Annotated in this window: 17 protein-coding genes and 1 pseudogene; 1 reads left to right on the top strand and 17 read right to left on the bottom strand. The window is 46.3% G+C overall.

Annotated features, from left to right (window positions below; all coding sequences use genetic code 11):
* The first annotated feature begins 315 nt into the window (after window positions 1–315).
* Window positions 316–2,313 (top strand): recombinase family protein, encoded by a 1,998-nt coding sequence (locus tag VSQ62_RS13950; RefSeq protein ID WP_022741254.1) that lies wholly within the window; start codon window positions 316–318, stop codon window positions 2,311–2,313.
* A 30-nt stretch (window positions 2,314–2,343) separates the two neighbouring features.
* Here VSQ62_RS13950 and VSQ62_RS13945 read toward each other — a convergent pair whose 3' ends face one another.
* From VSQ62_RS13945 to VSQ62_RS13865, 17 genes and pseudogenes are all read right to left on the bottom strand, one after another.
* Window positions 2,344–2,601, bottom strand: coding sequence for a hypothetical protein (locus VSQ62_RS13945; RefSeq protein WP_016301231.1), 258 nt, complete (start codon window positions 2,599–2,601; stop codon window positions 2,344–2,346).
* A gap of 170 nt (window positions 2,602–2,771) precedes the next feature.
* On the bottom strand, window positions 2,772–3,908 hold the full coding sequence (locus VSQ62_RS13940; protein ID WP_334635476.1) for a hypothetical protein: 1,137 nt from the start codon (window positions 3,906–3,908) through the stop codon (window positions 2,772–2,774).
* Complete coding sequence (locus VSQ62_RS13935; protein WP_334635475.1) at window positions 3,896–4,138, bottom strand: hypothetical protein; 243 nt, start codon at window positions 4,136–4,138, stop codon at window positions 3,896–3,898. The genes VSQ62_RS13940 and VSQ62_RS13935 overlap by 13 nt, the downstream gene beginning before the upstream one ends.
* A gap of 230 nt (window positions 4,139–4,368) precedes the next feature.
* Window positions 4,369–4,551: a DUF4250 domain-containing protein gene (locus VSQ62_RS13930; RefSeq protein WP_334637662.1), complete on the bottom strand. Its 183-nt coding sequence runs from the start codon at window positions 4,549–4,551 to the stop codon at window positions 4,369–4,371.
* A gap of 105 nt (window positions 4,552–4,656) precedes the next feature.
* A pseudogene (locus VSQ62_RS13925) lies at window positions 4,657–5,067 on the bottom strand (5-formyltetrahydrofolate cyclo-ligase); the annotation flags it as partial.
* Window positions 5,068–5,107: 40 nt separating this feature from the next.
* Window positions 5,108–5,329 carry a DUF896 domain-containing protein gene (locus VSQ62_RS13920; protein WP_334635474.1) on the bottom strand — a complete coding sequence of 74 codons (222 nt, stop codon included), beginning with the start codon at window positions 5,327–5,329 and terminating at the stop codon, window positions 5,108–5,110.
* Window positions 5,330–5,492: 163 nt separating this feature from the next.
* Window positions 5,493–5,885, bottom strand: a complete 393-nt coding sequence (locus tag VSQ62_RS13915; RefSeq protein WP_334635473.1) for a hypothetical protein — start codon at window positions 5,883–5,885, stop codon at window positions 5,493–5,495.
* 61 nt (window positions 5,886–5,946) lie between these two features.
* Window positions 5,947–7,608 (bottom strand): putative polysaccharide biosynthesis protein, encoded by a 1,662-nt coding sequence (locus VSQ62_RS13910; protein WP_334635472.1) that lies wholly within the window; start codon window positions 7,606–7,608, stop codon window positions 5,947–5,949.
* A 41-nt stretch (window positions 7,609–7,649) separates the two neighbouring features.
* On the bottom strand, window positions 7,650–8,144 hold the full coding sequence (gene ybeY, locus VSQ62_RS13905; protein WP_334635471.1) for an rRNA maturation RNase YbeY: 495 nt from the start codon (window positions 8,142–8,144) through the stop codon (window positions 7,650–7,652).
* 12 nt (window positions 8,145–8,156) lie between these two features.
* The gene (locus tag VSQ62_RS13900) at window positions 8,157–9,173 is read right to left on the bottom strand and encodes a PhoH family protein (protein WP_334635470.1); all 1,017 of its coding nucleotides are present in this window, start codon (window positions 9,171–9,173) and stop codon (window positions 8,157–8,159) included.
* Window positions 9,174–9,176: 3 nt separating this feature from the next.
* Window positions 9,177–10,454, bottom strand: a complete 1,278-nt coding sequence (locus VSQ62_RS13895) for a sporulation protein YqfD (RefSeq protein WP_334635469.1) — start codon at window positions 10,452–10,454, stop codon at window positions 9,177–9,179.
* Between the two features lie 13 nt (window positions 10,455–10,467).
* Window positions 10,468–10,773, bottom strand: coding sequence for a sporulation protein YqfC (yqfC, locus tag VSQ62_RS13890; protein WP_334635468.1), 306 nt, complete (start codon window positions 10,771–10,773; stop codon window positions 10,468–10,470).
* 67 nt (window positions 10,774–10,840) lie between these two features.
* Window positions 10,841–11,167: a hypothetical protein gene (locus VSQ62_RS13885; RefSeq protein ID WP_334635467.1), complete on the bottom strand. Its 327-nt coding sequence runs from the start codon at window positions 11,165–11,167 to the stop codon at window positions 10,841–10,843.
* A gap of 206 nt (window positions 11,168–11,373) precedes the next feature.
* Complete coding sequence (locus VSQ62_RS13880; protein ID WP_334635466.1) at window positions 11,374–11,571, bottom strand: YjfB family protein; 198 nt, start codon at window positions 11,569–11,571, stop codon at window positions 11,374–11,376.
* A 38-nt stretch (window positions 11,572–11,609) separates the two neighbouring features.
* Window positions 11,610–11,792: a hypothetical protein gene (locus VSQ62_RS13875; protein ID WP_334635465.1), complete on the bottom strand. Its 183-nt coding sequence runs from the start codon at window positions 11,790–11,792 to the stop codon at window positions 11,610–11,612.
* Window positions 11,793–11,959: 167 nt separating this feature from the next.
* Window positions 11,960–13,678, bottom strand: coding sequence for an IS66 family transposase (locus VSQ62_RS13870; protein ID WP_334632907.1), 1,719 nt, complete (start codon window positions 13,676–13,678; stop codon window positions 11,960–11,962).
* Between the two features lie 20 nt (window positions 13,679–13,698).
* A complete protein-coding gene (locus tag VSQ62_RS13865) occupies window positions 13,699–13,926 on the bottom strand; it encodes a hypothetical protein (protein ID WP_334632908.1) in 228 nt (75 codons plus the stop codon).
* Window positions 13,927–14,149 lie beyond the last annotated feature (223 nt).

Here is a 14,149-nt window from a genome sequence, read left to right as displayed (position 1 = left end):
ACGGCTGTTTGTTTAACTGAAAAGCCTTCTGGCGAATGTGTCCCGTTTATCCTGGCCGCTTATGAGAAATTAAAGAACGGCGAAACGCACACATTCAGGAAAGAGAATCTTGAAGTAGTGATTCCGCGACGTTGAAAACAAAATAAAAATCCGGCCGACGTCTGCAAACGCCAACCGGATTTAATACCAGGCAACCGACAAGCGGCTTCTGATATTGGAAATAAGCAATCCTATTATATCATTGAAAGCCGTAAAAATCAACGGGCTTTCTTTTTTGCGCCCTTTTTTCTGGTCTGCCTGGAGAAAGGGGACATTTTGAGATCAAAAAGAAATAAGCCCGTCCGGCTATGGACGAAAAAGAAGGCGGCGTTATACGTCCGCGTGTCTACACGTTACCAGGTAGACAAAGACAGTCTTCCATTCCAGCGGAAGAAGCTAAAAGAATATTGTAAACTTATGGGAATAGACGCCTTCCAGATATTCGAGGACGACGGCTATTCGGCGAAGAATACCGATCGGCCGCATTTTCAAGATATGATGAACCGCGTCCGGGCCGGCGAATTTTCACATATCATCGTTTGGAAGGTTGACAGAATTTCAAGGAACCTTCTGGATTTCGCGGCCATGTATGAGGAATTAAAGGATCACCGCGTCACTTTTATTTCTATGAATGAACAATTCGACACTTCAACCGCCATCGGCGAAGCTATGTTGAAGATCATTTTAATTTTCGCAGAACTTGAAAGGAACATGACGTCGGAACGTGTCACCGGGATCATGCTTGACCGGGCGGAAAATGGATTGTGGAACGGCGCCCGTATGCCGATCGGCTTCCGCTGGAATGATGAAACGAAATATCCTGAACCAGATCCCGAAGAAGTGAAAATTGTTCAATTTATTTTCGATGAATACGAAAAGACACGTTCGGCCTTGCAAGTGACGCGGTACTTGAATAACAATCACGTGAAATCGAAGCGCGGCGGAATGTGGTCTTCAAAATTAGTCCATGACATAATCAGGAACCCTTTCTATATAGGGACATACCGCTATAATCTCCGGGAATCCGGCCGCGGCCCCTTGAAGCCTGAAAGCGAATGGATCATCAGGGAAAATAATCACCCGGCAATCATTGACAAGGAACAATTTGACCGGTGTAATAGAATCATGGACGAAAACGGAACTTCGCGCGACGTGTCAGAAATACGGGAAACGGTACACACTCACGTTTTCGCCGGAAAAATAATTTGCGCCGTGTGCGGCTCCGGCATGATAGCGACAAAGGATCGGGCTAGGGAAAACGGATTCCGGCCTTCAAATTATCGGTGCGGCCGCCGGGCGAAAATGCTTGATTGTGAGAATAAAAAGATTGTAAGCGATTTATATATCGGCCCTTTTATTTTTAACTATGTTGCTAACCTGGCGCGTGTTCAGAAGGAATTTAAAAACAAAAAGATTGATTCCCTTGAAAAGCTGGAAGCGGCCCTTCTAAAAGGCGATGAATACAACGGCGCCAGATTGACGGAATCAAGCCTTAAAGCGACTTTTTCGGCCCTGGCATATAGCGGACTGGGGAAGGGCGCCTATTTGCCCGATTTAGGGCTTGCAGAAGGCGAAGACGATATTTCTATCGCAGAACGCCGTTCTATCCTGGAAAAAGAACGTGAGAAGTGCCAGAACGCCATTTCAAGGCTTACTGAACTATATCTTTATGATTCCGAAGCCTTGACAAAAGAAGAATTTTCAAAAAAGAAAAAGGAACTTACAAAGAAGATCCGCGATATTGAAGGCCAGATTTCAGAAATCACGGAATCCGGCGACGGCTCCGACCTGGCGGATCTGTCATTCATCAAGAAAGCGTCCGCCTTCCTTGTTGCCCAGCGGATAGTTTCAAAAAAGCACATTGATTATATTCAAATGTGCCTTGACCTGGATAATGAAATATTAAAAGATTTTGTCGATCAGGTTGTCGATCAGATCGTCGCCCTGGACGGCCGCGTCCAGAAGATCCGGTTCGTGAATGGGCTTGAACATGAATTTGTATATTCGGCGCCGGCGGAACTTCCGAAATGCCGCGCGTGTGGTTATACCATCGGGAAAACGGTAAGCTGTCGGATCCGAACAATCAGCTATAAAGGAAAAAACTATCGCCGTGTGAAAGTCGGTGATCCTGGGGATCCATACGAAGGGAAGAAAGTCGCGGCGTGTGCGGCTTGCGGCGTCAGCTTCGGCCGCTTTCATCATGCCGATTGTGAAAAAGAAGTGTGTCCGATATGCGGCGGCCAGCTTGCCACGTGTGAACATCGGAAGAAATAACCAGGGCGGCCAGCCGGCCGCCCGTTTTAATTATTCAGCTTCAAACATATCTTTTAATTCCGTGTCGCGGCGTGTGCATATCGAACACGGAAACGCCGGCGAATTAAAGAATCTTGATCCTATATTTTTACACCCGGCGCAAGCTGTCCCAGCCGCCATTTCCTGAAAGACAATTTTACTAACTGCCTTTGTTGATATTTTGAGAGAATCGGCAAGATCGAATAAGTCGCTGTCGGTTCTTATTTCTCCGCGCCGGTATGCCGCTATTACACTATCTTTTATTGTCATACTGCACACCCCCCATTAAATCGGACTAATATAAAACATTTTCACTACATTGTCATATCGGAAGACATTTTTCATTCCTTTTCTATATTTTTCAGCGTATTCCATAGCGTCTTTTAAATATTTAAAGTACATTGTACATTCTCCATTCTGTTGTATTTTCGTCTGGCACCTTAATCTTCAAGATACTTTTCGATTCCCGGAAGCGTCGGTTCGTTAAATTTGATTATATGCGTAAATGCGGCGTCAATCTGTTTCTTTGTCGGCCGCCGATCTCCCCTAAAATCGAAGAAGACGGAACCGCGCGGATCTGGATTCCTGATAATAGCCCAGTTTTCAGAATATAATATGTCAAGCGCCTTGTCGAAATCGCCGGGGTATATGTCGGGATTCTTGCCTTCTCTTTTTGCGATAATGTGGAACGCCTTCGCATGATGACCGGCGAACTTGCAACTGTAATAATTCCCGGAAGGATCAATCAAGCCGTATTCGGAAAGAAAATCATCGGGATCCGTCCTTTTGTTCAATTCGTCTTCGGCCAACTCTTTTTCTTCCGGCTTCGGAATCCGGCACCGCTTTTCTTCCTGGGCCGCGGCAAATTTTTTGTTCCGGTGAATGATTTCCAGGGCGGCGGCCTGATTCACTCCTTTTTTATCGACAAGCGCTTGAAGGAAGTCCCCAAGCAATAACATCAATTTGTCAGTGTCCTTTACCGGGCCGCCGATCAGTTCAAAAACCAGACGCGGCCGTTCGATTAAATAAAGCCCCTGATCCAGATACGGGCGATCTTCCGCGCTCCAAAAGCCAGGAAGAAGGCGCCGGCCATAAAAATAACTATCCGAAGAATAGGCCCACAACCTTAAATCTTCATACGGCGTTAAATATTTCCCGTATATCTCCCGGATCTCTTTTCTGTCGTCATAGTTCAAATCATCGCTAATCGGTTCAAAATCTGCCGGATCCTGATCGCATGAATACGGATCCAGATATGCCAGCGGCCGGCGCTGAATGTCTTCTTCAATTTTGCGAATGATTTCATTCTTCCGGTATTCTTCGATTTTATCAGTCAGCGGCCGGATTCTGGCGCCATCGTCCACAAGTGACAAACTGTTCACGCCGACAAGTTTCTTCCGCCCTTCCAGGATTTCGACGACAATCTTCTTCTTTTCTTCCAGGGTAATTTGATCCGTCACAAGGCACGAAAGAAGAAGTTCTTCGCACTTTGAATATTCGCGGCCTTCGTCCCAAAACCAAACACGGGCCAGATCACAAACAAATTCGCCTTCTATCTGAAAATTTACGCTCCCCATTGTGCCACCCCATTTCCCGAACAAGAAAAATCGTTCAATATTCCAGCCAGCTTTTCAAGACAATTCTGGCAAAGAAAATTTGTTGATGATCCAATGTGGATATGATACAAGGTTCCTATCCGAAGATCCGCGCCTTCTACAACTGATTTTTTGTTTGCTACTTTGTGGCAAGCGCTACATTCTGAATACGGATAATTGCGCCCCACAACATCAATTTTTAACCCTTCCATAGAACTTTTCCTTTCCAGGAAAAGCCTTGTATTTATCAATAGATTTCTAATTCCTGTTTACTCACACTTTCGGACAGCCAAATGTGGTGACACAGGCTGTGGGAACGCGCCCTTTTTTTTGTTCAAAGTCTTTTATCCACTCCCGGCATTTTGCTATGAAATAGTATTGCCTGGCCGGTTCCTCTGTGGGCGGCTCCAAATTAATATCTATATTATCTAACCCAAATTCATTATACAAATTGCTTTCTCCCCTCGTCATACTCATATCCAATTTCCCGAAGCGTATCTATGATCTCATCCCTGTCCGCGCCCATATCTTCACACAACGCATCCAATGCCGGATAATAATCCCGAAGCTTCGTATTGACAACACTCAGCAAAAGCATCGGATCCTTTGGCAGTCCTGTCGGCATATCCGATTCCCCCTCTCTTTCACAACAATTCCTTATCATTCTCTTCTCAGTAATCACGATCTCCGGTCGTATATCGTATTCCTCGTACGGCACCGACCGTAAGATCTGGAATTCAAACGCCAGCGCCATCTTACGCAGCCCCGGATGCGACACCAGATACCGGTCATAATATCCGCCCCCGTAACCGACTCTATGACACTTTTCATCAAATGCTACCCCCGGCATCAGCATCAAGCCCGCGCCGCTGCCGTCCATCGGCCCGTCGCCCGCCGGTTCCGGTATTCCACACGTCCCCGGCCTAAGCTTGCTAAGACTCTCAATACGGTAAAAATGCATGGTCCTCCCCGTCACCTTGGGTACCCATACATTCTTGCCCTGTGCGAAAGCCGTCTCAATGATCTTACGCGTCCCTGCCTCCCGGTTGTAATCCACATATGTATAGATCTCCTCTGCCCCAGTAAACCAGGGGTGCGAGACAACCGCGGCCGCAATATCCCCGCTGGCATTGCGCCACACATCCTCTTCAAGCTCCCGCCGCTTTTGGCGAATCCATTGTCTAATTTCCCTTTTTGTTTCCAAATTTCTCACCCAGATTCGTAATGCTTCCGTCCGTCTCCTGAATGGAGATCTGATCCAACTGGCTCCGTAGATTCTGCCGGAAAGAGTCAATATACTCCCTCCTTAAGATCTGCTGCTCCTTTTGCTCTGCCTCTGTCAGCCCTTCTGCCTTTGATTTATGATACAATTCATTGATCCTTGCAATCTTCTGTTCGTTCATTGCCCTCTTCCTTCCTGAAATGCTTATGCCTGTCCGCATAAATCTTATCTTACACTATCTTTGCCGAGAAGTCCACCGCCAAAAAACAAATACCCCTCTGCAAGCTGTCCGGCACCCGGTACCACAAGCAGAGAGGTCTCATCTGGACTTTTGTTTCAACGCATTAACTGGAGTAATTCTCAAGGAATCCATACAGTGCCTTCGCATCCTCCATATACTTCCCATTCCTGATCTCATTTTGCATCTCGGAAGGCAGTCCGTCACACTTGATATCCGTGTACTCATAAGGGGTCTTCTTATCACTCAGATATACGACCACATATCCGTTGACCTCCATCAGATAATAGCAATCCTCCTTCAATGCCTGGCCGTCCGCCGCGATCGTCACAGGCTCCTGTTCCGTCACCGTCAGCTCCTTAGGCTCCGTGTCCCTGGCAATCTCTACTTTAGCCGCACGCTCCTGTGCTTTCTTGAAGCTTAATTGATAAGCTCCCGCCATCAGCGTCATCGCCACGATCATTACTGCAAAAAAACCGATACCATACTTCGTTCTCATAAGAACAACTCCTTTTTTAGTACAGTATCGGTAAATATTTTATATTTTATGCATTCAAAATTCAATTCCTGAACAAGTGCAGCCGATGGCACACAGACAAAATCATCCTTCCCTTTGGCATACTGCGTACCTCATCTTCCGTAACTCCGCCTAAGAGCACCAGCGCCGCTCCATATACGAATACCGCGGCAAATAACGCAACCACCGTCGCAATCTTCTCCCCTGCAAATAATTCAAAAATCAGGTGGACAACCACCGTCACGGCTCCCATGATTCCCGACGCAAGGAGGGGAATGATAAATGTCTGCCTGCGCTCCTGCACATATCCGATCCGCTCGCGGAGTGCATGGGCGTTCAGAATACAGATTGCACCGGAGAAAACGATCTTGCTGATTACCACCGCATAGATGTTCCATTTGAAGACCACCAGCATCAAGAACAATGACAGCGTATGGATCAGAAGCGAGATCCCCGCATTCTTGACCGGCGTCATCATATCATCCAACCCCTGGAGAACAGAATTCGTCACGGTAGAGAGACAGAAGAATATCACGGATACCGCTCCTAACTGCAGCATCAGCGCCGCCATCCGGTTGTCTCCTTCATAGAACAGAAGATCCATAATTGGTTTGGCAAGGATCAGAAAGCCCATGGCACAAGGAATCGCAATCATCATATTGAATCTTGTCACCATGCTGATCTTGTTATGTACCTGCTTCCTGCTTCCGGTCTGCACAGTCGTCACAAGGCTTGGGATCAAAGACGCCGCCAGCGCGCTTGATACGGATAACGGCACGTTAACCAGCGTATTATACTGGCTGTTAAAGATCCCCATGAAACTGGCATACTCGGTCTTCTGATAGCCCTGGGCCGCCATAATATTGTTAAATATCGCCGTATCCAGAAAATCACTGATATTATATACCGTCGCACTCAATATGACCGGCGCGATGGTCAGGAACAGGATCTGATAGATCCTGCTGTAGCTCTCCTTCTTGCGGCTCCTGTCCTTCCACATCTTCCGCTTAAACACCCGCTGATAGACGATAAAAACGAACACTACCGTTATCAGTGCGAATGCTGCCCCGGCAACCGTTCCCACCGTTCCTCCCGCCGCGGCATACGCCGGACCGTAGGACGCGTCTCCCCTTGTCTCGGCAAGGTCTCTTCCTGTATTCAAGAGCAGATAAGCCCCGATAATAGATGCCGCCGCATTGACCACCTGTTCTAAGACCTGGGACAATGCCGTCGGCATCATGGAACCATTTCCCTGAAAGAACCCTCTCAGAACACCAAGGATCGCAACGACCAGGATACAGGGCGCCAGTACCCGCAAGGCATATACGCTCATATCCATCTTCATTACAGACGTCGCTATGAAGTCTGCACCCAGGAAGATCGCCAAAGCAACCAGTCCTCCTGCCGCGAAAGCAAACATCATCGCACAGCGGAACACCTTATAAGCATTCTTGTACTGCCCTACCGCAACCCTTGCAGAGACTAATTTGGACACAGCGAGAGGAAGGCTGTAAGAAGTGAGCATCAACGCGATCGTATAGATCGAAAAAGCCACACTGTAATAGCCCATCCCTTCGTTACCTACAATATTCGTAAGCGGGATCCTGTAGACAACCCCGATAATCTTCGTAATCACTCCTGCGATCGCAAGAATAGAACCCTGTAACAGGAAATTCTTATCTCTCTTTTTTCGTCGTTTCGCCATATATTACTCCATCTTATCGTAAAATATATTATCCGGAAATATCAGCGCAAGATACAAAGGCTCTCCATGATCTTCCTCTGCATTGCCTCCATCTCCTGCCGTTCTTCCTCTTCCATATGGTCATATCCAGTCAGGTGCAGCACGGAATGCACGATCAGAAACGCATACTCTCTCAGCACAGAATGTCCGTATTCCTGCGCCTGCGCGATTACCTTCTCTTTGGATATCACAATATCTCCCAGTGAGAGCTCTCCCGATTCCGGGTCAAAGCAGTCCTCCCTCTCATCAAGGAATCCGAACTCTCCGGGTCCGGGATAGTCGATCATCGGAAATGACAGCACATCCGTAGAGCGTTCTATCCCCCTGAATTCCGTATTCATCTTCTGTATCTGTTCGTCCATGGTAAGCAGAAGGCTCACCTCTGCCTCATAGGGACAGCCTATCACATCAAGCGCCCTCTCAATGACCGCTTCCGCCGTCTTCTGACCTTCAAGCGGAAGCAAAAGAGCCCCTTCCTCCTCATAGTAAAGTGTCATATCCTTCTCCCTCTATATCTGCCGATTCCGCCGTTTCTTATATCTGTCATTCCTGTCATGGCTCTTCGTTTTCTCACGGTTCTCGTAATCTTCATATGCTTTCACGATCTTCTGAACCAGCGGATGACGCACCACGTCCTTGCTGGTCAGATGGCAGATACCGATATCATCAATATTCTTAAGGACGGAAATGGCAATATCCAGACCGGATACCTGCCCCGGCGCAAGATCCTTCTGGGTAATATCACCCGTAACAGCTACTTTAGAACCAAAACCGATTCTTGTCAAGAACATCTTCATCTGAGCCGGCGTCGTATTCTGCGCTTCATCCAGTATGATAAATGCATTGTCAAGCGTCCGTCCTCTCATATATGCCAGCGGCGCCACCTCGATCAGCCCCTTCTCCGAATTCTTAAGAAAGCTCTCCGCACCCATGATCTGGTACAGGGCATCATAAAGCGGCCTCAGATACGGGTCGATCTTGCTCTGCAGATCCCCCGGCAGAAATCCAAGTTTCTCGCCTGCCTCGATGGCAGGACGCGTCAGTATGATACGCCCCACCTCATTATTGCGGAATGCCGTAATCGCCATAGCCATCGCAAGATAGGTCTTCCCGGTCCCGGCAGGGCCAAGGCCGAATACAATCATCTTCTTACGCATCGCATCCACATACTTCTTCTGTCCCAGAGTCTTAGGCTTGATCGGCTTACCCTGCAGGGTATTACAGATAATATCCGAATCGATCTCCAGTACGCTTCCCTCGCTGTCCTCCATCACAAGGGCAAGCGTGTAATCCACATTCTGTTCCTGGATCGTATTGCCTCTCCTGGAAAGCTCCACGAGCTGTTCTAAGACCTTCTTCGCCTTCTCTACGTTCGCGGCCTCTCCCATGATCTTCATATTCTCGCCTCTAGCGATCAGTGTCACATGAAGCGTGCGTTCTATCTTCTTAGCATAAGCATCAAACTGGCCGAACACATTACTCTCATGCTCTGCCGGTATATTCATGACTGCTTCCATTAATCCCATCCGCTATTCTCCTGTCTCGTCTTGTTCTTCGGTTACCGGAATCTCCCGTAACCGGGACTCAGCCTGCCTGCCGATCGGCATCTGTACTGTGAGCCGCCCCTTTGCCTCGGCCTTTTGAGACCCTGTGTATATTTTAACATCATTCTCAATAATTTCTACCCCTTTTTTCTCCAAATCTTTACAATATTGCTGAAATTTTCTGCTCAGCCGCTGTTGAAGCTCCTTTTTCGAATATTTTATCTCCCCGGATTCATAAGGTCTGGCCGTCTTTTTCCCATAAGATATGGGCAGGTAGAAGTTCTCGGCGATGCATAACTGCTTCTCATATCCGTACATTTCCCATGCCCGGTATTGATTCCGGATATTGCCGAATTCCAGTGTATAACGCCCGAGCTTCAAAAAGTATTCATTCTTCTCCAAAGGCAGATGTGTCTTCTTATCATAGTAATATTCCTTTTCTTCATAACCAAGATCCATCTCATCCTGGTATTCTATCACGGTCCTCCCCTGGATATCGGCGTCCGACTCGTGGTACTGGTAGGCGATCACGGTACCTGCGTCATCCATCACCGGAACCTGGCCGGATACCAGCACGTCTCCCGTCTTGACCTCGGCGCCCTCGCTGACCATGGGAATCCCGTTGCGCGGAACGATCCTGGTGATCACGCAATCCCTGTCGGCTACAATGTCTGTCGGTTTCTCCTGATCCGGATTCTCTGACGCCTCGTCCATGGCCGGTATGGTGTCCTCATTCTCCTTCACCTGAATGATCAGGCGGGTTCCCTGAATCGACGCCGAAACCCAGATAATATCGTCATATTCCTTGCGGATATCCTTAACGATCCTTGCACAATCCACCTCCGAGACCCGCATCCCATTTTCCACCTCGCAGGTCTTAAGGAACTTAAGCAGAGTCTCATCCGTATAAGTCAGATTGCCCCTGATATCAATATTCCATATGTATCTGGACATCAGGAAGATCAATGCGGCAAATAACAGCGCTCCTGCGAAGAACATCTTCCGTTTGCGGTATTTGTGTAAAAAAAAAGGAAGACCGAACCGCTCTACAATGCTCACTTTTGTTCCTGTCTTCCTGATGATCGGTTTTAATTTACGGAAGCCCGGGATTGAGATATTCATCTCATAGGCCCGTCCTTTTGGCTCAAGTCCCCACAATATGATCCCCCTATGACTGCATGCATTTAAGAATCTCTCCGTAGAATATCCTGTGATCCGGATCCGGATATATCCTTTGACATATCGGATAATCTTTAACAGCAATATGGTACCCCCTTCAATTCTGGTATTCGATAGATTTTATATGTCCGTTCACCTTCATCTCGTCATTGGTATAATATACGACCTGCAGCCGTTGGCCGATGATGCGGATCTGCCCCGTCTTCGTCTGGATCCGCACCAGAGAATCTGTGTACTCTAAGATCCCTCTGTAGTTCTCCAGGCACAGCTCCATCTGGCCGGTGACGGTAAGTACAGGCATGCCAAGCGCCACGTCCTTGGGAAGCTCTGATAACTCTGCAATTTTATTTCGGAAAGAATGACTTTCTTCATCCTGTCTCTGATTCTGTCTTTTCGCTCTCATAGAAACGCCATTCATGGATTTTATAGTAATCTATGCGGCACGCCGGCTGGTTATGCTTGATTTTTCATTACTGCCCTAACAGGCGCACCGGCACCACCTTGAATACCGCCGAAGACAAGACCAGCCCCCACAGGAAGCCTCGTTTCTTTTCTCTGTTACCCTTCAATTTATCCAGGCTTCTGTAGCTTTCTTCCAGTCTTGATCTTCCGGTTTGCAGATCTGCCAATATCTTAAGCCCTGCCCATGACTGGAATGTTGTAAGCAAGAATATGACGCAACTTCTGAAAAGATTCTGCCTGCCCTTCGCCAGATAATAGATTCCTTCCCATATCCCCAAAAATGTTGCTATATGATGAATCCCTATACAGATAGATAATTCTTTTTCCCGCATCATCCATACCTCCCCTTTTCTTCCTACATACCTATTGTACAAGATTTCACAGTCGGAATATAGTAAAAGAGTTCGCAAGTTTTTACATTTTTCGCGCCCTGATTACTGCTCATACCTACAGTGCTCACAGCATACACATCAAAAAAGGAGCATAACTGAACAATATTCCCTGCTCAGATATACTCCTTTTGCCTAACGTACATATATGCTTATACTAATATATCAATATTCTCTCCAAGTCCCGGTATCGCAGCTCCCCCTGAGATCTGCGCCGCCGCGTCCATCATCTCAGCCATCGCCTCTGTCGACATCTCCATCGTATCCATAACCTTCGACATCATGGCATAGCTTACATTCAAATGCAATTGTTGCATCGACATAGCAGTTGATAATGCAGCAATATCCATACTTTCCACTCCTTCCTTTTATCAGAATAACAAACCGATCATTCGTTGATCATGTCAAGCTCTGTCAGATTGATCCCCGATGCCGCCAGAATGACTTTCAATTCTATATACCGCCTTTTCATCTTCTTGTAGACAATAGAATCCTTCTCGCACTCTACCATGTAATCCTGCAATCTGGAAAATTCTTCGACAGATACCTTTAACATCTCCTGATCTGACATATATTCACCCACTTTCACAAGAATTCTGTTTCTGTGATGCCTTTATTATAACAATAAGTGACCGGAGTGTAAAGTCTTAATTCTGCAAACCATTTTATTTCACCGGCATCTGTTACTTTTCACACCCACGCCATCTGTATAATAAAGAAAAGGTTGCTGCTTTGGCGTTAAGCTTTAGCAACAACCTTTTCCTGTTTTAGTTTGGGCGGGCGTTTCCGTTCATATATTTCTGTTATCTTCTGATATACATCTACATTTTGTGCGCGTAACAAATAGACTATGCTTAAGCCATTACAAATATCGTTTAAACTTTCTTGGCTCCGCAGAGTAATTGCCTGCTTCTGTTTTCGTTTATAGACTCTTGCCAATCTTTCACATAGGGAATTATTGGCTGGAACCCGTTTATCATGCAGGAACAATAATTCACTTTCTTTATATTCCCTTAACCGGAGAAATAGATTATACCCTTCCCTATAATACTCAGTCGGCGGCTCATCCTGATATTCTTTCTCCGCCTTGTTCAGGATTTCGTCATACCTTTTCTCGAATCCCTCAACAATTATCGGATCAAGTTCTTTCTCCCCCAACCCATTTCGGTAATGCAGCATCTCCTGGAACAATCCGTGCATCTCCTTGTTCCATTCCAGCTGCGGCTCATTCTGCTCGCTTCCGATCAGATAGCGGCAGTCATGCTGGGTACACTCCTGATGTTTTGTTCCATAACGGTAAAATGTCTTGTCATGGTCATGCAAGACAATCCCAACATAATTCTCAAGCGGCGTTCCTTCTATTCCTTTATGCCCTTTTTTCTCCCTGCCTATATAAAGTGCCACATCTGCGATCGGGGATGCAAGTATAAGGACCTGCGCACTGTGCCCATTTACAGATGCGTTTGTAAAATCTGCATTCATGACCGGAGACTGCATTAGTTTCTTTATAATCTCTTTTTTCTCTTCCGCTGTTTTCGCTGAAAATTCCCTGGTAAGACCATTGATCATGCCGTCGGACAGTTCGATCTCGCCTTTTGTCAATTCTGAGATTAGCTTTCTTATTTTTCCATGGGATACGTTGCATTCATTGCTCAGGAGAAAGGCAAGTGCCTTCACCGTCCCGTCATAGTTCACTTCATTAATATATCCTTCTGGAAATGGAGCATGTACACGGGCTCCGGTTCTTTTGTCACGGTATTCCTTTGTCGTATATTCCATGACCGCTACAGACATCTGGATGACCACTTTCTGTTTCCGAATGATTTTTCCTGTCTCATAATAATTCTCTTTATCCAGGTATTTTGCAGGCGCAGGGATTTCATGTGTCTCTGTTACGGCATGGAGCTTCCTGCGGTGTCCGGCATGGCCTGGCTGTCCGCCTGGTTTCCGGTCAGTTTTTACCCGGCTGTTCGGGATTTTTTTCCTGCCGGGTTTCTGCTGGGAAGAGGGGATGGATGAATTCTCAAAATCCATATTGACCTGCGCAGTCAGTTTTTGGTTCAGGCCTTTTTCTTCCTCCAGTTCAGCCCCTACCCTGTAGAATTCCTGTCTTATATCACGGCATTTATCTAATGCTTCATCTCTCTGGCGAACAACTTCCAGATTCTCTTTTTTGAGCTTTGCAATGAGACGGTCCTTCCTGTCAAGTTCTTTCTGGCATTCGTGGTAAAGATCATCATTTGCTTCCATCCATTGATTCCGGACAGACCGGATCTCCTTACGTGCCTGTGCTAATTCTTGTTTTAATTCCCGGATATTTTTTTCAAGTTTCCGAATAATGCTCTTATATTCTTCTTCTAATTTCCGGTATCTCTCGCCGGATTTAAATTCGGCGATCTGCTGTGCCAGTGATTTCACTTTGTACTGTAATGCACTTGTATATTCAAATGGATTCATCTGTACTCTCCTTTGATGAATTAGGGGCGGGAATCTAATACCTGTGCCATCGTTCTGCTTAATTCTATTGTCTCTTCCAGTTGTAATGTCAGCATGGAAATATATTCTTCTTTCTGTTCAAGAAGCTCTTCCGAAGTCCGAATGCATTTTTCCTGGATTCGGATTACATTTTCTGCTTCTTTAAGAGCATTCTCCAATTTAGAGATCTGTAATTTATATTTTTTTATAAGTGATGTTTCTTTACTCATTGCTGCCTCCGCACTTGTAATAAAAAAAGTATAGCAGAAATCTGGAAAAAAAGCGAATGAAGGAAATCTGGTATTCGTCATTTTGCCAGGGATAAATCGTTGATTTTTCAAGACAAATGGATATCAAACCACGCAGAAAAAGATGTGAGAAGGGGATTTTAAGACGAAAAACAGAAAGGAGAAAATGTTATCCACAAGAAATACCTGAGGACAAAATATTATT

The sequence above is a fragment of the Sporofaciens sp. JLR.KK001 genome, assembly GCF_036941055.1.
In the GTDB taxonomy this organism is placed as follows: Bacteria; Bacillota; Clostridia; order Lachnospirales; family Lachnospiraceae; genus Sporofaciens.
Note: the sequence above shows the minus strand (reverse complement) of the source record. Positions and strands in the feature narration are given on the sequence as shown.